The 26149-nt window shown below is 54.0% G+C and carries 24 protein-coding genes; 11 read left to right on the top strand and 13 right to left on the bottom strand.

What is annotated here, in order from left to right:
• Nucleotides 1–25: 25 nt before the first annotated feature.
• From I8746_RS09355 to I8746_RS09335, 5 genes are all read right to left on the bottom strand, one after another.
• Nucleotides 26–433, bottom strand: coding sequence for a heme-binding protein (locus I8746_RS09355; protein WP_221100514.1), 408 nt, complete (start codon nt 431–433; stop codon nt 26–28).
• 19 nt (nt 434–452) lie between these two features.
• Nucleotides 453–1208, bottom strand: coding sequence for an SDR family NAD(P)-dependent oxidoreductase (locus I8746_RS09350; protein WP_221100513.1), 756 nt, complete (start codon nt 1206–1208; stop codon nt 453–455).
• 64 nt (nt 1209–1272) lie between these two features.
• Entirely contained in the window at nt 1273–2397 is a 1125-nt protein-coding gene (locus I8746_RS09345; protein ID WP_221100512.1) for an acetoin dehydrogenase dihydrolipoyllysine-residue acetyltransferase subunit, read from the bottom strand.
• Between the two features lie 5 nt (nt 2398–2402).
• Nucleotides 2403–3413 carry an alpha-ketoacid dehydrogenase subunit beta gene (locus tag I8746_RS09340; RefSeq protein WP_311044812.1) on the bottom strand — a complete coding sequence of 337 codons (1011 nt, stop codon included), beginning with the start codon at nt 3411–3413 and terminating at the stop codon, nt 2403–2405.
• Between the two features lie 7 nt (nt 3414–3420).
• Complete coding sequence (locus I8746_RS09335) at nt 3421–4398, bottom strand: thiamine pyrophosphate-dependent dehydrogenase E1 component subunit alpha (protein WP_259674105.1); 978 nt, start codon at nt 4396–4398, stop codon at nt 3421–3423.
• A 347-nt stretch (nt 4399–4745) separates the two neighbouring features.
• Between I8746_RS09335 and I8746_RS09330 the strand changes: the two genes are divergently transcribed.
• Complete coding sequence (locus I8746_RS09330) at nt 4746–5639, top strand: LysR family transcriptional regulator (RefSeq protein WP_221100510.1); 894 nt, start codon at nt 4746–4748, stop codon at nt 5637–5639.
• A 31-nt stretch (nt 5640–5670) separates the two neighbouring features.
• Here I8746_RS09330 and I8746_RS09325 read toward each other — a convergent pair whose 3' ends face one another.
• Both I8746_RS09325 and I8746_RS09320 read right to left on the bottom strand, forming a co-directional pair.
• On the bottom strand, nt 5671–7134 hold the full coding sequence (locus I8746_RS09325; RefSeq protein ID WP_221100509.1) for an APC family permease: 1464 nt from the start codon (nt 7132–7134) through the stop codon (nt 5671–5673).
• Nucleotides 7135–7468: 334 nt separating this feature from the next.
• Entirely contained in the window at nt 7469–8374 is a 906-nt protein-coding gene (locus I8746_RS09320; protein WP_221100508.1) for a LysR family transcriptional regulator, read from the bottom strand.
• 139 nt (nt 8375–8513) lie between these two features.
• Here I8746_RS09320 and I8746_RS09315 point away from each other — a divergent pair, with 139 nt between their 5' ends.
• The 3 genes from I8746_RS09315 to I8746_RS09305 are packed head-to-tail and all read left to right on the top strand — an operon-like array spanning nt 8514 to nt 11090.
• Nucleotides 8514–9518 carry a threonine/serine dehydratase gene (locus I8746_RS09315; protein ID WP_221100507.1) on the top strand — a complete coding sequence of 335 codons (1005 nt, stop codon included), beginning with the start codon at nt 8514–8516 and terminating at the stop codon, nt 9516–9518.
• Between the two features lie 31 nt (nt 9519–9549).
• On the top strand, nt 9550–10620 hold the full coding sequence (locus tag I8746_RS09310; protein WP_221100506.1) for a DUF4392 domain-containing protein: 1071 nt from the start codon (nt 9550–9552) through the stop codon (nt 10618–10620).
• Nucleotides 10617–11090 (top strand): RidA family protein, encoded by a 474-nt coding sequence (locus I8746_RS09305; protein WP_221100505.1) that lies wholly within the window; start codon nt 10617–10619, stop codon nt 11088–11090. The genes I8746_RS09310 and I8746_RS09305 overlap by 4 nt, the downstream gene beginning before the upstream one ends.
• 33 nt (nt 11091–11123) lie before the next feature.
• Here I8746_RS09305 and I8746_RS09300 read toward each other — a convergent pair whose 3' ends face one another.
• A complete protein-coding gene (locus I8746_RS09300) occupies nt 11124–12026 on the bottom strand; it encodes a LysR family transcriptional regulator (protein WP_221100504.1) in 903 nt (300 codons plus the stop codon).
• A gap of 111 nt (nt 12027–12137) precedes the next feature.
• Between I8746_RS09300 and gcl the strand changes: the two genes are divergently transcribed.
• The 3 genes from gcl to I8746_RS09285 all read left to right on the top strand — a co-directional run bounded on the left by gcl (nt 12138) and on the right by I8746_RS09285 (nt 15694).
• Nucleotides 12138–13919, top strand: coding sequence for a glyoxylate carboligase (gene gcl / locus I8746_RS09295; protein ID WP_221100503.1), 1782 nt, complete (start codon nt 12138–12140; stop codon nt 13917–13919).
• A 19-nt stretch (nt 13920–13938) separates the two neighbouring features.
• Complete coding sequence (gene hyi / locus I8746_RS09290) at nt 13939–14721, top strand: hydroxypyruvate isomerase (protein WP_221100502.1); 783 nt, start codon at nt 13939–13941, stop codon at nt 14719–14721.
• Nucleotides 14722–14800: 79 nt separating this feature from the next.
• Nucleotides 14801–15694 carry a 2-hydroxy-3-oxopropionate reductase gene (locus I8746_RS09285; protein ID WP_221100501.1) on the top strand — a complete coding sequence of 298 codons (894 nt, stop codon included), beginning with the start codon at nt 14801–14803 and terminating at the stop codon, nt 15692–15694.
• A gap of 107 nt (nt 15695–15801) precedes the next feature.
• Here the strand turns inward: I8746_RS09285 and glcC are convergent, their stop codons facing one another.
• A complete protein-coding gene (gene glcC, locus I8746_RS09280; protein ID WP_221100500.1) occupies nt 15802–16581 on the bottom strand; it encodes a transcriptional regulator GlcC in 780 nt (259 codons plus the stop codon).
• 251 nt (nt 16582–16832) lie between these two features.
• On the opposite strand from glcC, the gene glcD reads away from it, so the two are divergent.
• The 4 genes from glcD (at nt 16833) to I8746_RS09260 (ending at nt 22206) form a co-directional block, all read left to right on the top strand.
• Nucleotides 16833–18332, top strand: a complete 1500-nt coding sequence (gene glcD, locus I8746_RS09275; RefSeq protein WP_221100499.1) for a glycolate oxidase subunit GlcD — start codon at nt 16833–16835, stop codon at nt 18330–18332.
• Nucleotides 18332–19384: a glycolate oxidase subunit GlcE gene (glcE, locus tag I8746_RS09270; protein WP_221100498.1), complete on the top strand. Its 1053-nt coding sequence runs from the start codon at nt 18332–18334 to the stop codon at nt 19382–19384. The genes glcD and glcE overlap by 1 nt, the downstream gene beginning before the upstream one ends.
• Nucleotides 19385–19392: 8 nt before the next feature.
• The gene (gene glcF, locus I8746_RS09265) at nt 19393–20664 is read left to right on the top strand and encodes a glycolate oxidase subunit GlcF (RefSeq protein WP_221100497.1); all 1272 of its coding nucleotides are present in this window, start codon (nt 19393–19395) and stop codon (nt 20662–20664) included.
• Between the two features lie 108 nt (nt 20665–20772).
• A complete protein-coding gene (locus I8746_RS09260; RefSeq protein WP_311044811.1) occupies nt 20773–22206 on the top strand; it encodes an MFS transporter in 1434 nt (477 codons plus the stop codon).
• Here the strand turns inward: I8746_RS09260 and I8746_RS09255 are convergent.
• The 4 genes from I8746_RS09255 to I8746_RS09240 form a co-directional block, all read right to left on the bottom strand.
• Nucleotides 22201–22812, bottom strand: a complete 612-nt coding sequence (locus tag I8746_RS09255; RefSeq protein WP_221100496.1) for an alpha/beta fold hydrolase — start codon at nt 22810–22812, stop codon at nt 22201–22203. The two genes, I8746_RS09260 and I8746_RS09255, sit on opposite strands and share 6 nt — an antisense overlap.
• Before the next feature lie 259 nt (nt 22813–23071).
• Nucleotides 23072–23257 carry a hypothetical protein gene (locus I8746_RS09250; RefSeq protein ID WP_221100495.1) on the bottom strand — a complete coding sequence of 62 codons (186 nt, stop codon included), beginning with the start codon at nt 23255–23257 and terminating at the stop codon, nt 23072–23074.
• 327 nt (nt 23258–23584) lie between these two features.
• Nucleotides 23585–24526: a C-terminal binding protein gene (locus tag I8746_RS09245; RefSeq protein ID WP_221100494.1), complete on the bottom strand. Its 942-nt coding sequence runs from the start codon at nt 24524–24526 to the stop codon at nt 23585–23587.
• Nucleotides 24527–24601: 75 nt separating this feature from the next.
• The gene (locus I8746_RS09240; protein WP_221100493.1) at nt 24602–26077 is read right to left on the bottom strand and encodes an APC family permease; all 1476 of its coding nucleotides are present in this window, start codon (nt 26075–26077) and stop codon (nt 24602–24604) included.
• Between the last annotated feature and the right edge of the window lie 72 nt (nt 26078–26149).

The raw sequence follows: 26149 nt of genomic DNA, 5'->3' as shown, positions 1-26149 counted from the left end.
CACCTAAGTGAACGACTCAAACCGCTTACTGGGCTTGCAGGACGTCGACCATTGCTTTCGCGATCTCAACGTCAGCTGCTTCCGGCCCACCGGATACGCCGACACCACCCACAACCACACCGTTGATGGTTACTGGCAGACCACCACCGAACACCACGAATGGACGTGCGCAGGAGCGCTCAAGCCCATAAAGCTCCTGCCCTGGCTGCGTAATCGCCATCCAGGCATCTGTCGGATTGCGCAGCGCTGCGGCGGTGTATGCCTTGTTAGTCGCCACCTCGATCGTACCGAAGGCAGCATCATCGACACGGATGAAGCCAACAAGATGACCGCCTGCATCAACGATCGACAGACAAGAGCGCTGATCGAGTTCTTTGGCCCGCTTGATACCAGCCTGCAGAGCGGCCATGGCAAGTTCGTGTTTAATCAACATTGTGAACTCTCCTACTGACCTAGTTGTACACACCGCCACAAACATTAATTGCCTGGGCTGTAATGTAAGAGGACTCGTCCGAAGCCAAGAATACGAACAACGGTGCAACCTCATCAGCGGTCGCTTGACGACCAAGCGGAATCAGCGACTTAACCAGCGCTTCTTGCTTCTCTCTACCGCCGATGAAGTCGATTACCGGCGCATTGAATGGAGTGTCTATCCAACCAGGACAAACAGCATTGACACGCACACCATCCTTGGCCAACTCGATCGCCATAGTCGTTGCCATACCAATCACTGCAGCCTTAGAAGACGAGTAGCATGTCAGGCCAGGTGCGCCGCGCTTACCAGCCAACGAAGACATCATGACAACGGACGATTTCTTAGCTTTCCGCAAGTGAGTCAAGGCCTCCTGCACGAAGATAAAGCTAGAGCGCACATTGATGTCATAGACCTTGTCCCAGGCCTCAGTGGAAAAATCAGAAACATTGCCGGAGAGCTGAATACCTGCATTCAAGCATAGAGTATTGATACCTCCCAACCAATCTGCAGCCTTACCTACCACCGACCGGACATCAGTCTCACTACTAAGGTCAGCACGGAAAAACTTTACAACGCCTGGGAAGCGCTTCTCAACTTTTGAACCACGCTCCGCATCGATATCTACAACTGCTACTTTCGCGCCTTCTTGAACAAAGGACTCCAAAATAGCGAGCCCGATATTAGCTACGCCGCCTGTAAGAAGGACGAGCTTACCCGCCAAACGATCGGTCATATTAACCTCGCTCAAATATTTTATTTGAAGTACGCCATCGCTTTATTAGCAATGGCGTTATGCATCACTTCGCTCGGGAAATGTTCTCCAGAACGAGCGAGTTAACTTCCGATGCAGCTTCCATCTGCGGCATATGACCTGCGCCACTGATGATGCTCAGCTTGGCCTGAGACGGAATCTGTGTATCACCCGGCAGAGGTACGATCTGATCCTTATGGCCCCAGATAAGCGCTACGGGGCCATTGAAGTCAGCGATCGTCCCTGCGATCCAGTGACGCTGCTGACCTTCGGCATCAACGATAGTGTCGCGTATCGCCGACAGGGCCTCAGGAACCCCTTCAAGCCTCTTGAAGCGCAGAGTACCTTCGATCATGTCGTTGCTGATTTTCGACGGATCGGCAAGCAGACGCTCCAAGACATCCTTCAGCGGCCTGCGACGCTCAGCCGAGATGAAGTCGTCCAGGAACGACTTGTTGATCTGCTTGCTTAGACCTACCGGAGCAATGAGTGACAGAGAAGCGATCCGATCGGGTTGCCGAGCAGCAAGAGCTGCAGCGACAGCGCCGCCGAAGGAGTGAGCAACGATATGCATCTTGCCAGGCGCAACCGATTCGAGCGCACGCTCTACCGCATTGACCAGATCGTCGAAAACTCTGTCGCCCTGAATCGGGGTGGAAGCGCCATGACCTGGAAGATCCACTGCAACCACACGGTGCCCTTGAGCGAAGGCATCCTGGTTGAACAACCAAGTGGATAGGTCACCACCAAAACCGTGCACCAGGACAACAGTGTCATCGCCATCGCCCCCCATGGTCAGCACATTCACAACTCGACCGTCACCAACATCAACTTCCTTAACGCTCGGTGCGTTCAAATCTTCTTCTGCAGCGGCACCAGTGCCATCAGCGAACGATGCAATAAATGCTTCGATTTCTTCATCGCTCACCGAGGCATCAGCGATGACGCCGACCAGAGCGCCAACCGGTGCAGTGACACCGACCTGAACGACGATACGACGCAGAATGCCGCTGGCAGCTGATTCCACCGCATTGGTGGTTTTGGTCGACTCTACTTCAATGATTTCCTGACCCCGGGTAACCTCGTCGCCTTCGGCTACCAGCCATTCGGCGACAAGACCCTCAGTCATTGTCATGCCCCATTTGGGGATTGTGACTGCTTCAATCGACATACTGCTTACCTCTCAACAATCGACTTGACCGCTTTGATGATCGCATCGGCATTCGGTACATATGCGTCCTCAAGATTGGGCGCATAAGGAACCGGCGTGTGCGGGGCGGTAACCATCTTGATCGGTGCGCGAAGCGAGTCGAAACACTTGTCGGCGAGCATTGCCGAAATATCTGCAGCCATGCCACAACGCGGGTTTGCTTCATCCACAATGACGACACGACCGATTTCGTCGGCGAAGTCCATCAGCGTTTCTTCGTCGAGCGGCGAAGTGGTTCGCGGATCGATAATGCACGCAGAAATGCCTTCAGACTGGAGCTTGCGAGCAGCCTCTTCCGCAATATGAACCATACGACCGATGGCCACGATCATCACGTCCTTACCATCGCGCACTACGCGGGCCTCACCAAATGGCACGGTGTAAGCGCCATCGGGGACTTCACCCATGGTGTCGTACAGCATTTTGTTCTCCAGGAAGATGACAGGGTCATCATCCCGAATGGCTTGAAGCAGCAGCCCCTTGGCGTCGTAGGGATTCGATGGAATCACTACCTTAAGGCCGGGCACATGAGTGAAGATCGGGTAAAAGGCTTGGGTGTGCTGAGCCGCAGAACGTGTGCCTGCACCGTAGGTGGCTCGGATTACCAACGGCGTACGAGCGTGACCACCAAACATGTAGCGGAATTTGGCGATCTGGTTAACGATCTGATCGAGGCACACCCCAGCGAAGTCGACGAACATCAGCTCAGCGATCGGTCGCATACCGGTCAGAGCAGCACCCGCTGCAGCACCAATGAACGCGGTTTCGCTGATCGGAGTGTCGCGAACACGCTCTGGGCCAAACTCACCGAGCAAGCCGCGGGTGACGCCGAACGCACCACCCCAAGCATCCTTGACACCGTTTGCACCAGCGCCACCAGTAAGGTCTTCGCCCATCATGATCACGCGCGGATCACGCTGCATCTCCAGGTGCAATGCATCGTTCAGCGCCTGACGGAAAGAAATTTTAGCCATGATGCGCTCCTTACTGGTACTTCACGTAGACGTCGGTGGTGAGAGCAGAAACTGGAGGGAATTCAGAAGCGCGTGCGAATGCAACAGATTCGTTCACAGCAACCGTAACCTCTTCGTCAATAGCGTCCAGAGCAGCCACATCTGCGAGGGACTCTTTCGTCACTTTGCTGCGGAATTTGATCAGGCAGTCTTGTTCTTGACGCATGATCTTCTTCTCTTCCGGGGTACGATAGGTATCCGGATCGCCACTGTAGTGCCCGTAGTAACGCGGCACATGAATATGCAGAAGGGATGGGCCACCACCTGAGCGGGCACGGGCAATCGCCTCACCAGCAATGGTGTAGACCTTGAAAACATCCGTGCCATCAATTTCGGTAGAAGGGATGTCATAGCCTTCGGCACGACGTACGAAGCTGCCCGCAGAAACGAATTCGTTAGCGGTCGCTTCGCCGAAGCCGTTGTCTTCAATCACAAAGATGATTGGCAGCATCCAGATTTTGGCCAGGTTGAGACTCTCGGCCATTGCGCCTTCGTTCATGGCGCCATCGCCTGCAAAGGCAATCGCAACTCGATCCGTATTCTGCAGTTTCGCACTCAGTGCGGCACCGCAGGTGATGGGAGCGCCCCCGGCCACGATGCCGTTAGCACCCAACATACCCTTGCGCAGATCGGCAATGTGCTGAGATCCACCTTTACCCCCACAAGTACCAGTGACTCGGCCGAACAGCTCGGCCATCATCGCGTTGATATCGCAACCTTTAGCGATGCAGTGGCCATGGCCACGGTGCGTCGACGAAATGTAATCCTCATCGGTGAGGTGCATGCATACGCCGACCGCGCTTGCCTCCTGGCCGGCGTAGAGGTGGGTACTCCCCGGGATGTCACCGGTACCCATCTCGTTAATCACACGCTCTTCGAAACAGCGAATCGTTTGCATAGTGCGATAGGCTTCCAGCAGCCGTTCGCGGGGCAAATGCGGCGAGAACATTCCACTTCTCCTCATTTGAGTATTGCAACTTGTTTTGTCGTTATTGTGCGTCACAGTCCAACGCTCTCTTTCGCCGAGGGCACCCTAGTGGTCATCCGATTCCTGGGTGACAGTGATCGCCTCGTGACCCAATCGTCTCGCGATACCCTGATAACGTCCAATTGCGATTGCGGATTGTCAGAGATAACGTGTTCTTATCGGTAAGGGCTGGCCTGCCCCGCAAAAAAAGCCGTCCCACCTAAGCCATTTTCTTGTTTTCTGCGGTAACGTATCAGCCGGCTCGGCAGCGGCGAGCCCTCTAGGGCAAGCCCCACACCGCGCCACACAATTAGATAAAGAGGCGCAGCATGATCGATCTCCGAAGCCTTCAAACCTTCTATGCGGTTGCGCAGCTGGGCGGATTTCACAAAGCAGCAGACAAGCTTCATACCTCGCAGCCAGCCGTGTCTGCGCGTATCGCGCAGCTTGAAAGACAGCTCAATGGGCGGTTATTCGAGAGAGATAAGCGCGGGTGTTTTCTGACAGCTCAAGGACGGGAGCTGCTGACCTATGCCGAGCGCATGATCGCGCTTGAGAGCGAAATGGTTGAGGCTGTTGCAGGCCGTAAAGGCCTGAGTGGCACCGTCAGCCTGGGCGCGTCTGACACCATCGTGCACACTTGGCTCTCAGACCTTTTGAAACAGCTAAGCCAGGAATATCCCGAAATCACTTTAGATGTCGTGGTCGACAGCACCGCAAACATGACCACCGGACTCGCAGATTGCACACTGGACGTGGCCTTGCTGATGGGCCCGGTGAACATCGGTAACGCGGAGAATCTTCCCCTGTGCAGCTACCCGATGAGCTGGATCAAATCGCCCAAGCTAGAACTGGGCGATAAGCCGCTGACGCTCGAAGAGATCGCAGCCCACCCCGTGATCACGTATGCCAGGAATACGCGCCCGTACTGGCAGCTCAAAGACATGTTTGATCGCAAAGGGCTTCACAAGGTAAGGCTTTTCTCAAACTCCTCGCTGTCCTCGATCGTACGCATGACAATGGATGGGATTGGCATAGCAGCCATACCCGAGCACGCCGTGTTTGATGAACTGGCCAGCGGCAAGCTCCACACCGTCTCCTCCACCCATGAAATGCCAGTCATGTCGTTCACTGCCAGCTTCATCGAGCGCGCAGACATGCCCCTGAACAGGATGGTTGCTCAGCTTGCCCAAAAGGTCGCAGCCGAATATTGGCGGGTGTAAAAAAACGGAGCCGAGGCTCCGTTTTTTATTGTCAGGCTGCAGGGTTTCTCCCCAGTCGCTCATAGACTTCGGGGCGCACGGCCTTGAAGTATTGAGCCAGCCCCATACCGGCAATCAGTACACCGATCAAGCAGAGCAGCATCCAGGTACGTTCACCAGGCTCACCACCTACCAGCAGGTCGAAGTGGTAGGCAACCAGGGTAACCAATCCGACGAAGAAGATGCCCGAAATGATTGGAGCCAGGAAAGCTTTTGCAAAGCTGACCCCACCGTGACGCCCCTTGCGCACATACCAAGTCAGAGCAGACAGGTTGACCACTGCCATCAGGATGATCACCCCCGAAGTACCTACGCCGGAAAGCTGGCCGTACAGAAGCTCGGGTTTTGCGCCGATCACAATGAACGGCATGAGTACGCAGAGTACCATCGTTGATACAGACATCGAAGCAGCGAATGGAGACGAGTGCTTCACATGAATGTTGCTGAGGAATTTTGGAAGGGCCCGATCCGTACCCAGATTGAAGAGGTAACGCGAAAGGACGTTGTGAGTAGAAAGGGCCGATGCAAAGGCCGAAGTGAGCACCAGGATGGTAACGATCACCTGGAAGCGACCATCGATGTACTTGCTGAAAGCAAGGGAGAACATGGTGGCAGGGGAATCAGTGGCAATCTGCTGCACATTCTCACCATAAGCGGTGACCAACGCATAAGCACATACGGTGTACATCGCGCCGATGAAGATGATCGACCCGTACGTAGCGCGGCGGATAGTCTTGTCGGGGTCTCGCACTTCATCACGGTACAGCGCGGTAGCTTCGAAGCCCATGAAGAACGATACAGCGAACAGCATCGCGAAAGGAATGTTCACACCTTCCTTGGAAAGCTCACTTGGCGAGAAGGGTGCAGACGCCGCCATACCCGTATCACCACCGATGCTCAACACCCCGAAAGCGAAGCCCAGGCACACAACGATCTCCGACAACATGACCCACAGCAGCACCTTTGCCGAGAGCTCAACGTGAAGGTAACCAAGAATACCCACGATGACCCAGCAAGTCAGAGAGTAGAAATACCAAGGGAAAGCTGAGCCTGTAAGTCCTCGGTGGAAATCAGAACACGCGACACCGAAGTAGGAAGTGATGCCTGCGAGAAGTACGAAATAGGAAACTGCAGCTGTGAGCCCTGCTCCAAGACCTGCTGATTTCCCCAAGCCATAAGTGATGAACGAGTAGAAGTCACCGGATCGACGAACCATGTTATTGAGCGTTATGTAACCAATACCGAACAACAACATGACCGAGGCGACGACAACGAACAGAAGCGGGCTCGCCACGCCTCCAAACATTAAAGAAACCGGAATGTATCCCGCAACTGTGGTAAGCGGTGCAGAGAAGGCCAGTACCGTCATAGCCAAACTCAGGGCCCCCATATTGCCCGACAACTTTTTCTGACTGACTGCGGCGTCTCCGACGCTTTCGGAAGCCTCAATACTCATAGCCATTTCTTCCTTTCTCCTCGACTCGTAAGCGCAACTTTAGTAAACGGCAGTAGTGATTACCCAAGTGAAGCGCTACATTTTTTGTTATGATGGATACTCGGCTTAGTGCACACAGATGCTAATGATTCACTCGGAGTCAATCGAGCGCTCCATCCAACATTTCAACATCGTGTTGAGCGTGCTCATCGCGCTGTGGATCATCCTCGCGCCGCCCTTCGATAACGTCAAATTTTCATTACCTATTGTCTGTGATAATGGCCGGTTATCAGTAGGCGGTGTGCGCCCTATCACAACACCGCGAGACCTTAAGATGAAAGCCATGAATTCAGACTCACTCGTGACAACCCTCCTGCTCCAGGGCCACCTGTGAAACCAGTTCGGCCACCCCCAAGGTGGGCGAACCCGCATTGGTCAGATGCCACCGATGAATGACCATGGGAGGTGGAGCAGTCACTGGCAAGATCTCAAGCTCGCCACTGGCCAGATGCTCCTGCACCAGGACGGCAGGCAGAACACCGATACCAATGCCATTTCTAATCAGCGTGATCAGCGCCGATATCGAAGGTGAGCTGGACAGCTGAATGGTCGTGGGGCTGATGCCATATTTGAAGGCCAGCTTCTGTACCGTCCGGGCAGCATCATCGGACGGCGTAGTGTTGCTCATCGGCGTGAGTATTTGGTGGGAGAAAATGAAAGACTCATCAGCCAGGTTATCGACCAAACCAGGCTTGCCAATCCACTTGGTCGAGAGGGTGAGCAGTTTTTCAGAGACGGCATAAGGACTCTGAGGCTGCTTATCAAGCGACAATACCAAGTCAAGCTCCCCCTTATTCAGCTGCTCAACAAGATCCGCAGTCAACCCCACAACCCAAGTTACACTAACATTTGGCAGCTCAGTTTTGGTGCGTTTCACCAGCTCAGGAAGCAGCGTATACACAGCGGTTTCAATCAAGCCAATCCGCACAACACCACCAATGCCTGACAGCTGCGTCGCGGCACTCAGGAAATCGTCGAGGGAAGAGATTGCTGCCTCTGCGTAAGGTAATAACCGTCTACCCTCCTCAGTCAGTGAAAGCATTTTATTATCAGAGGTGAAAAGTTCTACCCCTAGCTGCTCTTCAAGATTTTTCATTCTCATGGAGAGCGCGGAAGGCGTGGCATGCAGCCGCTCTGCCAATTTTCTCAAATGCGGCGTGTGAGCTAGCTCTACAAACGTCTCAAGAAGCTTTGTATTCATCAGTCCCTCCAGACATCTGTTCAACTTTTCTTAACGGACATGGTCATTTTTATTTAATTTACAGCTTTTGAACCACATCCATACACTCTCTTTCAGCGTGAGGGCGAGCGCTTTTTTCCAAAAATATGAAGGTGTTGATATGTCCAGCATTGAAAAGGGTGACCGACCGCTTCCTCCTACACTGAAGGACATCGAGGATGCAGCAGTCAGAATTCAAGGTTACGCAGCGCGAACGCATCTGCTGGAGAACCCAGAGCTAAATGAGCTCGTAGGCGGTCGGTTGTTGTTCAAGCCAGAGGTACTGCAACGTACTGCTTCATTCAAATTCCGTGGAGCGTGCAACCGTTTGCTTCAGTTGTCCGCAAAGCAACAGCGCGCAGGGGTGGTTGCCTTCTCTTCAGGTAACCACGCTCTTGCGACGTCGGCGGTTGCTCGCATCCTGGGCATCCCCGCCACGATCATCATGCCGTCTGATGCTCCACAAGCCAAGATCAAAGGTGCCCGAGCCAATGGCGCAACTGTCATTCTCTATGATCGCCAGAAGGACGACCGAGAAGCCATCGGGGCTGAAATTGCTAACCGCACCGGCGCAACCATGGTTCCTCCCTACAACGACCCATTCATCATCGCCGGCCAGGGCACTGTGGGTCTGGAGATCATGCAAGACCTCGAAGAGATGGGCATCGAGGCAGATAGCGTTCTCGCCGCATGCAGCGGGGGCGGCCTGATCGCAGGCGTGGCTACCGCTGTTCGTACCAAAAACGAGCGCACCCAGGTCTACGCAGTTGAACCGTCAGGGTTCGATGAGCTGGCTCGCTCGCTGGCAAGCGGCAAGCGCGAAAGCAACGCGCCAGGTGCGAAATCCATCTGCGATGCCCTGCAGGTGGTAACCCCAGGTGACCTCACGTTCGATATTAACCAACGCCTGCTTGCCAGCAGCTTGGTCGTCACCGATGACGAAGTCCGTAAAGCGATGCGGGTTGCATATGACAAGTTGAAGCTCGTCTTGGAGCCAGGCGGAGCCGTAGGTCTGGCCGCCGTTCTTGAAGGGCGTATCGAGACCCGCAACCGTACAACCGTAGTCGTGCTGAGCGGCGGCAACGTTGACCCCGAGCTTTACGCAGAAATCATCACTGTCGACTAAAGCATTCATTTAAAAATCGAAAGGAGCTCTTATGCTCAAGCCTGATAGCGCCCAATATCAACGGGTCGCGCAGACCATCGACGACTTCATGAAGATCGACTACACCGGCGTCGGTCTCATCTCCAAACTGTACGAAGCCCTACAAATAAATCAGCCTGGATTCTGCTGCATGGGCGCCGCTGAGCGCCTGGTTGAAGCGGCCAAATCGCACCCGGATCGCCCCATTGCGATCGCAACCGGATTCCCTGAAGGTGGTGGTGTTCCAGAGACCGATGGCCCTATCGGCGCGGCCTTGCTCGCCCGCGCTATTTTCCTGGGTCTGGGCGTGATGACCGTCATCGTTATCGATGAAGATTGGGTCGAGATGATGATGGCGACCTGTCGCGGCACCGGGCTGGCCCCTCGCCTGCTGCCTGAGTCCGGTAAAGCCGATTACATCGAGTACCTGCGTCCGGTGTATATCAAACCGGTCTCCAAGGAGAAGAAGGCTTGCCATCAAGCCAGCGATGACCTTCTGAGCATCACTCAGCCTTCGCTCCTGCTTTCTATCGAGCGCCCAGGTTGCAACGTGAATGGTCTGTATCACGGCCTGGGTGGCCGCCCTTTGGATGGCATGGTCGGAGACCTAGATTACCTGTTCAACTCGGCCAAAAAGCAAGGGCTCATGACCCTGGCTATCGGAGATGGCGGTAACGAACTGGGAATGGGTGTAATCAAGAAGGAGCTGCCTACCTTCTCACCTAAAGCAGCGGACTGCGGCATTCCAGGTCGTGGCGGCGTAGGTGCCGTTACAGCTGCAGAGTGGCTGGTGATCTCCAACATCTCTAACTGGGGCGCAACCGGAGTCGTCGCGGCCCTTTCTGCTCTGCTGGAAAATCCGGTGGTCTTCCACGAGCCAGAAATCGAAACCCGCAGCACTGAACTCTGCATCGCACACGGCGGTGTGGATGGCATGTTCATGGGGCCAGAGCCGGCGCATGACGGTATCGCGATGCGTGAATACGAAGGGATGGTCAGAGCACTGCGCGGCAGCGTGATGCGCGCGATGGGCCATTCGATCAACTGGAAAGGCGACCAAGGCGACTGGAGACAAATCAAGTGACCTATAAAACCTTTACCGAGGCTCTGCGTGAATTCAACTTGGAGCTCCCTCCAGTAAATCCGCCGCGTGGTAGCTACGTCCCTGCCATCAAAGCCGGCGACTTCCTCTTCGTCGCCGGTCAGGCTCCACGCTTGAACGGCGAGCTGAAATACTCTGGTCGAGTAGGCCGAGACATCTCCATCGAGGAAGGTCGAGAGGCAGCCAAGTTATGCGCCCTCAACATCATCAGCCATTTGGCAAATGCCACAGGCGATGACCCATCAAAGGTGGTATCCGCCGTGCGCCTGGCGGGCGTGGTGAACTGCGCAGAAGATTTCACCGCACATTCGCAGGTGCTGGATGCAGCCTCTGACCTGATTGCCAAAGTGCTTGGTGTAGCCGGCCAACACGCGCGTATCGCGACGGGCGCATCTTCACTGCCATCGGGCATGGCGGTCGAGATTGAGGCTGCGTTCCTGCTGAAGAATTAATGTGTGCGGGGGCGGATCTGATCCGCCCCCTTTTCACCGCCAGTAATCCGGCTCCTGATAGACCATTTTCAGGTAATCAATGAAGTGGCGCACCTTGGCAGGAAGGAAACGTTGCTGCGGATAGACGGCTTGAATGTCATAGTCAGGCAACGCAAATTCGTCCAGCACCGTCACAAGCTCCCCGCTTTCCAATTCGCGATGTATTTCCCATGTAGATCGCCATCCTATCCCCAGCCCCTGCCTCATCCATGAGAAGAGCAGCTCGCCATCATTGCAAGCCATGCTCCCGCTTACCCTCATTGCTACCTGCTTTCCATCTCGCTGGAATGTCCAGCCGCGTGGCTGCCCACCTTGGGAGGTGAACGCCAAGCAGTTGTGATCAACCAGTTGCTCCAGCCTCGTAGGCTTGCCGTATTTTTCGAAATACTCCGGCGTACCGCAAACCACCCTACGGTTCGAGTAGAGCTTCACGGCTACGTAGTTTGGATCTGTGACCCAGCCGATCCGAATGCTCAAGTCGTACCCTTCTCCAACCAGGTCGACCAGGCTATCGGTCAGATTGAATGACAGTTTCAGGTTTGGGAATTTCTGATGGAACCCAAGCGCATGAGGCGCGACATGAAGCCTGCCGAAGGCAGCAGGTGCTGACACTAGCAGGTTCCCCGTCACCAGTTTGGCACTGTTGCTAATGCTCGCCTCCATCTCATCGAATTCACGCACTAGATCCTTGGCACGCTCCAAAAGCTGCTCACCTAGCTCTGTGAGATGGAGTCCGCGTGTGGAGCGATGCATCAGCTTCACCCCCAATCGTTTCTCCAACGAATCCAGCCGCCTGCCAAGCATGGCCGGCGTCACGCCCTCACTTAACGCCGCAGCGGCAAAGCTTCCCTTCTGCGCAATTTGGATGAAGCTCTGCAACTCAGTAAACCGTGCCATTCGATACCTTTTATATCGACAGAAACTCATTTTGGGATCTTCAACCCATGATCCCGCTCCTCCAGACTAGAGCTAACCACAAAAAGATATCGATTTCCTGGAGGAATGAGTATGTCCAAAATGAGAGCAATCGACGCCGCCGTCCTGGTGATGCGTCGTGAAGGCGTCGATACCGCTTTCGGTATCCCGGGCGCTGCCATCAACCCACTGTACTCGGCACTTCAGAAAGTCGGTGGCATCGATCATGTCCTCGCACGTCACGTGGAGGGCGCCTCGCACATGGCGGAAGGCTACACCCGTGCCAACCCCGGCAACATTGGTGTGTGCATCGGCACCTCCGGCCCTGCAGGTACCGACATGGTGACTGGCCTGTATAGCGCTTCTGCAGACTCGATACCAATTCTCTGCATCACCGGCCAAGCGCCACGTGCACGCCTGCACAAAGAAGACTTCCAAGCTATCGATATCACCAACATCGTCAAGCCGGTGACCAAATGGGCGACCACCGTACTTGAGCCCGGGCAGGTGCCTTATGCGTTTCAAAAGGCGTTCTACGAGATGCGTACAGGCCGCCCTGGCCCTGTGCTGATCGACCTGCCGTTCGACGTTCAGATGGCCGAGATCGAGTTCGACATCGCTGCCTATGAACCGCTGCCGGTGCACAAGCCGAGCGCGACCCGCATTCAGGCTGAAAAAGCGCTGACGTTGCTCAATGAAGCCGAGCGTCCGCTGATCGTGTCTGGTGGAGGCGTCATCAACGCAGACGCCAGTGATAAGCTGGTTGAGTTTGCCGAGCTCACCGGCGTGCCGGTCATCCCTACCCTGATGGGCTGGGGCAGCATCCCTGACGACCATGCCCAAATGGTCGGGATGGTTGGTCTGCAGACTTCACACCGTTACGGCAACGCGACATTGCTGGAATCGGATCTCGTGTTCGGTATTGGCAACCGCTGGGCTAACCGTCATACCGGTTCGGTTGACGTTTACACGAAAGGCCGCAAGTTCGTGCATGTCGACATTGAGCCGACCCAGATCGGTCGCGTTTTCACGCCCGACCTCGGCATCGTATCCGACGCCGGCAAAGCACTGGACATGTTCCTTGAAGTCGCTCGCGAGTGGAAAGCCGCTGGCAAGCTGAAATCACGCCAGGCATGGCTGGAAAGCTGCCAGCAGCGCAAAGCCACACTGCAGCGTAAGACGCATTTCGACAACGTACCGGTCAAGCCGCAGCGCGTGTACGAAGAGATGAATCAGGTTTTTGGCAAAGATACCTGCTACATCAGCACCATTGGCCTTTCGCAGATCGCCGGTGCGCAATTCCTGCATGTGTACAAGCCGCGTCACTGGATCAACTGTGGTCAAGCGGGCCCGCTGGGCTGGACTATTCCGGCAGCGATGGGGGTGGTGAAAGCTGACCCAAGCCGCCAAGTCGTCGCTCTGTCTGGTGACTACGACTTCCAGTTCATGATCGAGGAATTGGCAGTAGGCGCGCAGTTCAACCTGCCGTACGTCCACGTTCTGGTAAACAACTCGTACCTGGGGCTGATTCGTCAAGCACAGCGCGGCTTCGAGATGGACTATTGCGTTCAGCTGGCGTTCGAGAACATCAACGCACCAGAGCTCAATGGCTATGGCGTGGATCATGTCGCTGTAGTTGAGGGCCTGGGCTGTAAAGCGATTCGCGTGTTCGAGCCGTTTGAGATTGCCCCTGCTCTGAGAGAGGCACAACGCATGGCTCAAGAGCACCGCGTGCCGGTTGTGGTTGAAGTGATCCTGGAGCGAGTCACCAACATTTCCATGGGCACAGAAATCGATGCAGTCAACGAGTTCGAAGAGCTGGCGGTATTCGCAAGCGACGCGCCGACTTCGATCATGCCGCTGAGCAATTCCTGAGTTTTTGGAGGACAGCCAAATGCCACGTTTAGCAGCCAACCTTTCTATGCTGTTCACCGAGCATGATTTCCTTGCCCGCTTCGGTGCTGCAGCCAACGCCGGCTTCGCCGGCGTTGAATACCTGTTCCCATACGACTTCCCAGCAGAGCAAATCTGGCAGCAGCTGGAAAAGCACGGGCTCACGCAGGTGCTCTTTAATCTGCCAGCAGGCGATTGGGCCAACGGTGAGCGAGGCATTGCTTGCCATCCTGATCGTGTCGACGAGTTCCGCGCTGGTGTGGATAAAGCCCTCGCGTACGCCAAGGTTCTCGGCAACCGCCAAATCAACTGCTTGGCGGGAATCGCGCCACAGGGTGTGGACGCTGAGTTGCTGGAAATGACGTTCATCAACAACCTGAAGTATGCCGCTGACAAGCTGAAGGCAGCTGGCATCCGCCTGGTAATGGAGATGATCAATACCCGAGACATTCCGGGCTTCTATCTCAACACCACCAGGCAAGCGCTCGACATCCGTAACAAAGTGAGCAGCGACAACCTATACCTGCAATACGACATCTATCACATGCAAATCATGGAAGGTGATCTAGCCCGCACAATGGAAGCCAACCTGAGCGTGATCAATCACATTCAACTGGCCGACAATCCAGGTCGCAATGAGCCCGGCACTGGCGAGATCAATTATCGCTTCCTGTTCGAACACTTGGATCGAATCGGCTATCAGGGTTGGGTAGGTGCGGAGTACAAGCCGCTGACCACGACCGAGGCGGGACTAGGTTGGCTGAAAAGCCATAACGTGATTTGAGCAATTCACTTTCGATTGAGCGATAGGCTCCAGCCATCGCTCTTGAAATGCAGAACTGCGTAAATGTAAGGAATGAATCATGGCTAAGATCGGCTTCATTGGCACCGGCATCATGGGTCGCCCCATGGCTTTGAACCTGCAAAAAGCAGGTCACCAGATTTACGTATCGACGCATCACGGCTCCGCACCGGATGACCTCATTAGCGCCGGCGCAGTTAGGCTGGCGAACCCTAAAGAGGTTGCCCAGGAAGCAGAGTTCATCATCGTGATGGTTCCCGACACGCCCCAGGTCGAAAGCGTCCTGTTCGGCGAGAACGGTGTTGCAGAAGGGATCAGCCCTAATAAGCTCGTGATCGACATGAGCTCGATCTCTCCAACTGCCACCAAAGTATTCGCTGAGAAGATCAACGCCACAGGTGCAAGCTATCTCGACGCACCAGTATCGGGCGGTGAAGTCGGCGCCAAAGCCGGCACTCTGAGCATCATGGTCGGTGGCCCTCAAGCAGCATTCGATCGGGCGTATCCGCTCTTTGAAGTGATGGGCAAAAACATCAATCGCGTCGGCGGCAACGGCGATGGCCAAACCGCTAAAGTGGCCAACCAGATCATCGTCGCGCTCAACATTCAGGCTGTCAGCGAAGCTTTGCTGTTTGCGTCCAAAAATGGCGCAGATCCAGCCAAGGTTCGCGAGGCGCTCATGGGCGGCTTCGCCTCATCGAAGATCTTGGAGGTTCATGCCGAGCGCATGATCAAAGGGACGTTCGACCCTGGTTTCCGCATCAACCTGCATCAAAAAGACCTCAACCTGGCTCTGCAAGGTGCCAAGGAGCTGGGTCTGAATCTTCCTAACACCTCGAACGCACAGCAGGTCTTCAGCACCTGTGTTGCTTTGGGCGGTGGCGAGTGGGATCACTCAGCGTTGATCAAAGGCTTGGAGCATATGGCGAATTTCTCAATTCGCGATAAGCGCTAAGGGACAGCTTGGCTGGGGAGTAGTCCGCACTACTGCTCAGCCAAGCGACCTAAAAATCCGCTCTCTTAAACCACCCTACCGCGCCAGACGATGCCAGGCACGCCAATTCAGTGCCATCCCTCCAGGCGCATCGTCGAGCGCACTAACCTCTGCTCTTCTTCCTCGATTTCACGCAGGCTGTCCCTAATGCTGTGGATATGGTCGCGTGCGGCCCGCAGAGCCTGCTCCGGAAGCTGTTCAATTACCGCGTGATAAAGCCGAGAATGCTGCCTGTCGATCTGCCGCTTTTGCGGAGGCCGGCAATAGAGGTTATTCACGGACGCGAAAACAGTGTTGAGGGTCAAGTCACTCAGCCCCTGGAGCGTGTGGACGAGCACCGGGTTATGAGAGGCTTCACTGATTGCTCGATGGAAAGCATGGTCGAGCTTAGCCTGCTGTTTCGGATCATGCTGTTGAGGGTCGGAATGAGCAGCTAGCATTTCTTCGTACCGCTTACGAATTAGCAAGCGATCCACGTCCGTTGCTCGCAATGCGGCGAGCCGTGCGGACTCACCTTCGAGTAACGCCCTTACCTCCAAGAGGTCATACAGCGTTCGACGCTGAGAGCTGAAGAGGTACATCATCGGCGGCGTCGTTTCAGTATTGGAAAGATCTGCGACGAATGAGCCGCGCCCATGCTCAGTGTCGATTATGCCGCGCCCACGCAATACCCTAAGCCCCTCTCGAAGCGCGGAACGAGAGCAACCCATTTTGGCCATGAGCCTACGCTCGGAAGGCAGGGCCTGCCCTACTTTGATCACTCCATCCACGATCAAACGCTCAATGCGTTCGGCGACCTGGTCTGCCACTTGGGTTTTTTCTTGTTTGCCCGAGTGCGAGTTTTCCATCGTGACCCCTGATTAACTGGTACTACCAGCCTGAAGTTGCAGGAAGACGTGCCTCAGTCTATCCCCGCGAAGGCTTGAGCCAAAGGGACTTCGGACAGTTGCCTACAAAAACTGGTCGTACCAGATCGCCACCTGGTCGACATGTTGGACGCACACGCGCAGTGTCGACCTAACTCCTGTTTTTGCCTGATGCACTTCCTACGAACAGGGGCCGAAATCACACAAGAACAAAAGCCGAACGCGAGTGCGCGATGAACATTCTCCATGATGAGCGTGTCGATGGTGCGTTACCCAGCATCGACAAAATACAGGTGCTCGACCAGCTGTCCAGAGCCCTGCCTGACCTCGAAATACTCTCCTCAACCGAGGAGCTCACACCTTATGAATGCGACGGCCTATCGGCCTATCGAGTCATGCCTTTGCTGGTCGTGATCCCCACCAGGATTGATCAGGTGCAAACCATCCTGAAAACCTGCTTTCAGCTCCGTGTCCCTATAGTGGCTCGCGGAGCTGGTACAGGACTGTCGGGTGGCGCCTTGCCGCACGAGCGAGGCATTCTTCTCGTGATGGCAAGATTCAACCAGATCATTGAGGTGAATCCGCATGGTCGGTTTGCCAAGGTTCAGCCAGGTGTTCGCAACCTAGCTATCTCTCAAGCTGCGGCACCTTTTGATCTGTATTACGCGCCTGACCCCTCTTCACAAATTGCGTGCTCCATCGGCGGTAACGTAGCTGAAAACGCGGGCGGTGTGCATTGCTTGAAATACGGGCTGACCGTTAACAACATCCTGAAGGTCAACATCCTCACTATCGAGGGCGAGGCACTTACGTTTGGTAGCGATGCGCTAGATAGCCCTGGTCTTGACCTGCTAGCTCTCTTCACAGGATCTGAAGGGATGCTCGGCGTCATCACGGAAGTGACGGTCAAACTTCTTCCGAAACCCCAGGTTGCGCGAGTGCTGCTTGCGAGCTTCGACTCAGTAAAAAAAGCAGGGGTAGCAGTTGCTGACATCATTGCCGCCGGCATCATTCCCGGGGGACTGGAGATGATGGACAACCTCTCTATACGGGCCAGCGAGGACTTCATCCATGCTGGCTATCCAGTCGAAGCGGCAGCCATGTTGCTGTGCGAGCTGGACGGCGCTGAAGCAGATGTGCAGGAAGACTGCGACCGCGTCAAAACCATTCTGGAATCAGCCGGCGCAACCGAAGTCCGGATCGCTCGCGATGAAGCAGAAAGAACACGTTTCTGGGCCGGCAGGAAGAACGCCTTCCCTGCCGTAGGCAGGATCTCTCCTGACTACTACTGCATGGATGGAACCATTCCACGTCGACAGCTTCCTCGCGTTCTCAATGGAATCGAGGAGCTTTCCAATGAGTACGGTTTGCGAGTAGCTAACGTATTCCACGCGGGCGACGGAAATATGCACCCCCTGATCCTCTTCGATGCCAACCAAGAAGGCGAACTGGAACGCGCTGAAGCGCTCGGAGGAAAAATCCTTGAGCTGTGTGTTGAAGTGGGCGGGAGCATCACAGGCGAGCACGGCGTAGGACGAGAAAAGATCAACCAAATGTGCGCTCAGTTCAACGGTGACGAGATCACCCTAATGCACGCAGTGAAAAACGCCTTCGACCGACACAATTTGCTCAATCCAGGAAAGAACATTCCAACGCTGAATCGATGTGCTGAGTTCGGCTCAATGCATATCCACCACGGCAATCTGCCCTTTCCTGAGTTGGAGCGCTTCTGATGCAATACGATCACGACAACAGCGCTGATCTTCTCGAACAGGTCAATTACGCCCTTAACGAAGACATCCCACTTCGCATCCAAGGCAGCAACAGCAAACGTATGCTTGGCGGCCACGTCTCTGGCGAAGTGCTGGACACGCGCATTCATCGCGGCATTGTCAATTACGATCCAACCGAGCTCGTAATCACAGCTCGTGCCGGTACGTCGTTGTGGGAGATCGAAGCGGCATTGGATCATGCCGGTCAGATGCTTCCCTTCGAGCCACCGCATTTCGGGCCAGATGCAACCGTCGGCGGAATGGTTGCCTCCGGGCTATCTGGCCCACGCCGTCCTTGGGCAGGAGCAGTGAGGGACTATGTACTCGGTGTCCAAGTGATCATCGGGAACGGCAAGCTACTACGCTTCGGCGGTGAGGTGATGAAGAACGTTGCAGGTTACGACCTCTCACGACTGATGGCGGGAAGTTTTGGCACCCTCGGCGTCATCGCTGAAGTCTCCCTAAAAGTGCTGCCTAAGCCTCGTGCTTCTGCGAGCTTGTCCCTCAATATGGATCCCGCTCAGGCTCTCGCCAACCTTGCTCGCTGGGGGCAGCAGCCAATTCCTATCAGCGCCGCATGCCATGACGGCTCGCTGCTCCACTTGCGTATCGAGGGCGGGGATGGTTCTGTCAAATCTGCGTTGAGCATGCTCGGAGGTGAACCTCTCGATAACGGCTTCTGGAGAGATTTGCGCGAACACGAGACAGACTTTTTCAAAAGCTCAGAACCTTTGTGGCGCCTTTCGCTGCCAAGCAATGTCTCCCCGTACATTGTTCCAGGGAAGCAGATCTTGGACTGGGGAGGATCCCAACGATGGCTGAAAACGAATGAAAGCGCCGATGCAATCCGTGAGGTTGTGGAGCATCTAGGGGGGCACGCGACGCTTTATGCCCAAGGTGACTCATCACTGCACCCGATCTCCAAGGCGCTGATGAAATACCAGAAAAACTTAAAGAATCAGTTCGACCCTCAGAACATTTTTAACCCTGGCCGCGTCGGTTCGGAGGCGTAGGACATCACATGCAGACCGTACTTAGTCAAGAAGCCAAAAATCTGCCAAGAGCAGAAGAAGCTGAAAAAATCCTCCGTTCCTGTGTGCACTGCGGCTTTTGCACAGCAACATGCCCAACCTACCAGTTATTAGGTGATGAACTCGATGGGCCGCGAGGCCGCATATATCTCATCAAACAGGTACTTGAAGGCAACGAAGTAACTGCTAAAACCCAAAAGCACCTAGATCGATGCTTGTCATGCCGAAACTGTGAAACAACCTGCCCTTCAGGTGTGCAATATCATAATCTCCTGGATATCGGTCGGAGCGTTGTCGAGGCAGAAGTTCCAAGGCCGCTCCTCGAGAGGGCATTACGTGCTGGCATCCGAGCAGTCATTCCACGCCCTGCACTGTTCAAGGCCTTATGCTCAACAGGGATGGTTCTCAGGCCGTTACTACCAGAGAGCTTGAAACGCAAATTGCCATCCTTGCCCACCGCACCAAAGCCAAGGCCTCGTGCACATCAAGATCGCAAGGTCTTGATGCTGGAAGGTTGTGTTCAACCAACCTTATCACCGAACACGAATGCGGCTGCCGCCAGGGTGCTTGATAGACTGGGAATTTCGGTGATTAACGCACCAGAAGCCGGATGCTGCGGGGCTGTTGATTACCACCTGAACGCACAAGCCAGGGGTTTAGAGCGAGCCAAAAGAAACATTGATGCATGGTGGCCAGCAATACAGAAAGGGGTCGAGGCAATTGTCCAAACAGCAAGCGGTTGCGGCGCATTCGTTCGTGATTACGGCCATTTGCTGGAAGAAGATGCACTCTATGCAGAAAAAGCAAGGGTCGTCAGCTCTATAGCTAAGGATCTTGCTGAAGTGATTCGAGCTGAGCCAATCGAAAACTTGAAAATTAGCGCAACCCAGCGCATCGCTTTCCACTGTCCCTGCACCCTTCAACACGCACAAAATTTAGGGGGAGCGGTCGAAAACATTCTCAGCCGCTTTGGTTTCACAATGACAAATGTTCCAGACGGCCACTTGTGCTGCGGCTCAGCAGGCACTTACTCAATTACGCAGCCTGAACTATCAACTAAATTACGTGAAAACAAGCTTAAGGCATTAGAAAGTGGAAAGCCCGACCAAATCGTCACGGCCAATATTGGTTGCCAAACCCACTTAAGTGGCGCCAGAAAACGACCCGTAAAGCATTGGATTGAAATAGTAGAAGAAGGACTGCATCCAGCAACCACCGCACAAGAACCTAACCCAGAAGAAATGTTCCCGCCTTTTAGCTAAAACATTGACAGTTAATGCAAGCCAGGAGTTCGAAACCCGCATCTGCAGCACTACTCTTGGCATGCCTCAGAAGCTTCGCAAACGAATGATAAAATAAAATTATCAGCCGTGAACACCAATGAGTTTCAGCACAACGTCTCGCTCCCCTTCAAGAGCCTGCGCCCGTATGTTAACTTGCGCCCGAGTCAAGGTCACTGGCACAAAATACACAAAAGCCTTGAACACGCTTATCTTGTTTTAGCCAGCTTTGAGCGCTGGGCGCACCGAGCGCCTAAAAAACCGTACTTGTACAGTTCTGCCTCTACTGTGCGGCTTTGCTCGTTACCTTGTGAGGTATGTGCTTTGTCGATCTTCAGAAATCAAAAGGCCCTTGTAGAGCTCGCCCTGATTCTTGGCGTGTTTTCGCTATGTACTGGCGAATTTGCGGTAATGGGATTGCTCTCTAACCTGTCCGCCGCCTTTGCTAGGCCAGAAACAACCGTTGCACACCTAATCAGCGCTTACGCGCTGGGCGTAGTCATCGGCGCACCTATTATGGTGTTTGTTGGCGTCTACCTTAAGAAACGGAATCTGATCCTGTTCCTACTCGGGATCTACACCGTTTCTAACGCACTCAGCCTGCTCGCTCCGAACTATGAAACACTTTTGCTCTCACGCCTGATAGCAGGCTTCCCTCATGCGGCATACTTTGGCGTTGCCGCGACGATTGCCGCTTCGATGGCACCGTTTAACAAACGAGGAAAAGCGGTCAGTCGTATTTTGCTCGGCGTCACTGCAGCCATTTTGTTTGGAGCACCAGGGGCGACATATCTGGGCCAGGCGCTCGGCTGGCGATGGGTATTTGGCAGCATCACCGTCTTGAGCGTTCTGAGCCTGATCTTGCTCTACCGCCACGCCCCTAACGTGGAGAATGAAGCTCGGATGGATTTCAAGGCGGAGATCGCATCGTTCAAGAGCACCCAGGTATGGCTGGCTCTGGCTATTGGGGCCATCGGCTTCTCGGGCATGTTCGGGGTCTACAGCTACCTTGCACCAACCGTACTGCATGTCACCGGACTCGGCGAAAACTGGATTGCGCCGATGCTTGCGGTCTTTGGTATCGGAACCATGATCGGCAACCTTGCCGGTGGCTGGCTATATGATAAATACAAATTCCTCGCTGTAAACCAAGTGATGATCTTCAGTGTTGTCGCACTTTTTGCATTCCCTTTGCTATCGAGGTCGATGACAGGGATCACGTTTGGCGCGCTAATGTTGGGCTGCATGGTGGCACTCACTCCCGCCCTTCAAATGAGGCTCATGGATGTCAGCAAACACGGCCAATCGTTGGTTGCTGCTTCGAACCATGCCGCCCTCAACTTTGCAAACGCGCTTGGCCCATGGATCTGTGGGCTCGCCATCAACGCCGGCTGGGGTTGGACTTCGACAGGCTACGTTGGTGCAGCAATGGCACTTGCAGGATGTCTTGTTTACGGGGTCGCCAGGATACTTGAGAAAAGGTCAACTGAAGCAGGGAAATACCCTGAGGATCGCGAGTCATGACATGAGGTGCAAGTCGACCAAGGCCGAGATCTCATCGGCCTTGCAGCATCCCAAATCATGATCACCTCCAGGCAGGATATGCAGCTCTGACACAGGTATTAAAGAGGCGAGCTTGCGTCCAACTGCCACCGGGCTGTATGGGTCTTGGTCACCCCAGAGCAGTAAGGTTCGAGCACGAAGGCGACTAATTTCCTCACTGAGGTCAGATGAGAAACGCGTAAACCAGTCAGGGGAATAATACTGCCCCGCGAAGTCAGCCCGCCAGTCTCGAGCACTAAAAGCACTCATGTCAAGCCCCCCCGATGTCACTGCTAATACCAAGTGAGAGACCAGGTCTGGCCGTGCATTGGCGGCTTGTACTGCCACAACACCACCCATGGATTGAGCTATCAGTGCAGTGGGTTTATCGATCAGTGATACAACCCTTTCGACGACATCAGAGAGCCCCTTAATTCCTGGGGCATCGGGCACGCCTCCAAATCCCGGATACCCGAAAAAAATCTCCTCTCCGGAATACTCCAACGCGTCAGCCAAAGGCTGCCAGAACTCAATTCGCCCCGATGCACCAGGCAAAAAAATCAGCTGCTCAATTCGCGGTATTTTCATCTTTCCACCACTCCATGTTGTGGGCCGCCTGTCCACACGCTAAACGCATGCAGCGAACAGCAAATATTGAATGCCCTATCGTAGCCTAAAATATTGGATCACATAAAAGAAACCAGGGATTGGAATTTCCGCCCCCTGGCAAAATGTGAGTAAAGCGCAGTGTCTGCCTCACGCATGGCCATAACATCCGTGACCCAGTGCATGAAGCACATTAAGAGTAAACGAAGAAACTGAGAGCGAATGTATCAATTTTAACCGATTACCAAAAACCAAGCAGCCCCAAACCGGACAACCAAGCACTACTTGAAACAACGCCCTCGGCAATCACAACAGATAAAAAAGCATAGCAATTCTCCGCCGACCAATTAACAGAGAGCTTGCTATGCAAAGAGGGTGAAAATATAAGCAGAGGTTTAGTACGCCCCAAGTTGACGATGGAACTCATGCCAACCTCCGCTTATCTGATTCTATTCGGGCTTCAATATGCCCAAACTCTCCAGCAAAACACATTGACGAGAAAATGAGGCACTGCGCTCAAACTCAAGGCCATAACTCATTATGCGCGCCTTTGAGTTCCGATCTGCCCCAACATGGGCGAGACTCAACCATATTGATGACAAAGAAAATATGATAGACATGGAAATTCCATGCCTTTGACTTACCAGAAGTGAACATCAGCTCTGGGAACCAAGACCTATGTTACGTCAGACCTAGTAATGAAAGTCGCCTTCACGAAGGCGCGATGAGCTAACAACGCGCCTCCCCCAGAGAATCAGCTGACAACGTCGGGAAGCTGCTTGCCGGTCAGGGCACGACGAGCCCGGTCAATTGCGCCATCTTGAAGCGCACCGATCGAGGTAGTGGATCTCCAAGCGATGTGCGGAGTGATGATAAGGTTCGGTGCGCCACGCAGAGGGTTATCTTGTGGCAGCGGTTCTTTCGCAAACACATCCAAAGCGGCACCAGCGATCTCACCTGTGCGCAGAGCATGGGCCAAAGCTGCCTCATCAATCAGACCGCCGCGCGACACGTTCACGATCACGGCGTTGTTACGCATACGTTTCAACACATCAGCGCTGATCATGTCGCGCGTGTCAGCATTCAGGGGTAAATGCAGCGAGACAACATCAGACTGTTCAAGAATGTCCTGCAGCGATGCCTGAGGGTAATCGTCGAACTTAGCGAAAGGATCGTAGGCTTTGACTTTTACGCCCAAGGCGGCCCACCATTTGGCAGTCAGGCGCCCGATCCGACCCATACCGACAATGCCCACTTCCAGGTTGGCGAACTTTGGGGTGTCGTAAGCAATCGTTCCTGCCCAGCCGTTGTTCTCGATCGAAGCCTGGCCATGTGGCAAACGGCGAGCCAAAGCTACACCCATCGCCAGCGCATGGGCTGCAACCTCTTCTGAAGAAGCGTCAGGGACGATTGAGACTGGCACACCAACCTTTGCAGCAGCTTTGACATCGATGTTGTCGTACCCGATGCCATATCGAACTACGGCTTTGCATCGCGTCATCTGTGCGAACTCAGCCTCGGTCACCTTGCCGTAAGGTGTGACCATGACGACTTCAGCGTCCGCCATTCCAGCAGTAAAAGCTTGTTGATCAGCAGCAGCCACAAGCTTCATGCCAAACTCTTCAGCGAGTTTGTGCTCACGCTCAAGATGAGGAAATTGATGAGGAGCGATCAAAAGAGTGCCACGGGCAGACATAATATGCACCTGTTATCAGAGGACAAAACAAGGTAAATCTCCCTGAGCCAATTCTCAGGGAGCTGGAAATTTTAATCAGTCGACTCGACGACCAATTCGCTCGTAGACGGGGGAACCACGAACTTTAAGCACAAAAGCAAGGACAACACCCAAACCGATTGAGGCATAGGTCATCGCGACCAGCGACCAAAGTACCGCAGGGGGAGCATCAATCAGAAGCTCAATATTACGAGTGGCTGTTACGAGGACAGCACCAATGCCAATGGCGGCGACCAGAGGAGCAACAAAAGTCTTCCAGAAGCCGCCAGCCTGATCCTTCCTTCGGAAAAAGATCAACACTGCCACAGATGTCAAGAAAAGCAACTGGAGCATTCCATAAAACGCAATACCACCAGCAGCCCCGTAAAGCGCAGTTTCCTTGGTTCCTGTAAGTACCAAAATAAGAATTGCGGCCAGGATCACAGCACCGACAACCACAGCGGATACATACGGCGAACCATGCTTTGGGTGCACTGTTGCTAGTGCCCGCGGGAATATTCCGTCTACACTCAAGGAGTGTGTATATCGTGACAAAATATTCTGGAGAGAAAGAGAACCCGCAAACATACTGGTCAGCAAAAGCACACTCACAATCTGGTTAGCCATCGCGCCAAAATACTTAAGTATCGCATCTGGCATCATGCCAGCGGGGTTAGCTTGAGCATTCGCGACTGCGTTTGAAACTCCTGCGGAAATGATCAGGCTATATGAAGAAATTGCATAGAATATACCGAGGAACAAAATAGCAAGATACGTTGCTCGCGGAATGGTATTGACCGGATCACGCACTTCATCTCTATAGATCGCGGTAGCTTCAAAGCCATTGAACAAGCCTACACAGAACAACAGCAGCAACCCAACTTTTGGTTCAATTAAGCTCGTTGGCGTCCAAGGTATAAAAGTATGCCCTTCGGGGCCACCATTAAACAACACAACCGTGTCAAATATAATGATTGCAATGATTTCTAGCACCAGCAGCCGAGAAAGAAGTTTTGCTGAGAATTCGACATTGAAGTAACTCATGACCCATACGGCCGTGAGCATCAAGATCGACCACACCCACCATGGGGTTCCGCTGTCAATGGAGAAGCTTGCAAGAAAATTATTTACTGCCACCCCAGCCAGGACAATAGCTGAAACGATATTGAAGCTATAGGTGATAAGTGCAAGGAACGAGGCGCCCAACCCGATTTTCTTGCCAAGACCTTCTGTGATGTAAGTATAGAATGCACCTGGACGTGGCACTCGACGCGTCATATTAGTAAAGCCGAGTGCGAATAGCATCATAAGCACGGTAGCGCCGAGAAACGCAATCGGCACGCCAATACCGAAGCTAATATTATACGACAAAAAACCGAACACCACGCCCAATGGGGCGCTGAATGCCAGCACCGTAAAGAGCAAATCAAAGGTACCCATATTACCCTTGAGCTTGAAATCAGTTTTAGGTGCATCCGTCACCAGTTCAGACAACTCCCCTGTCTGTTGTGAATGGTTCAGCACTGAGCTCATCTTCATTTACCTGTGAGAGTTTTTTGTCACTTCGCCTTCAGACGAAGCATTTATGGCAGGAAAACTATTCAG

Source organism: Pseudomonas sp. USTB-Z, from assembly GCF_019691255.1.
Classification (GTDB): Bacteria; Pseudomonadota; Gammaproteobacteria; order Pseudomonadales; family Pseudomonadaceae; genus Aquipseudomonas; species Aquipseudomonas alloputida.
Note: the sequence above shows the minus strand (reverse complement) of the source record. Positions and strands in the feature narration are given on the sequence as shown.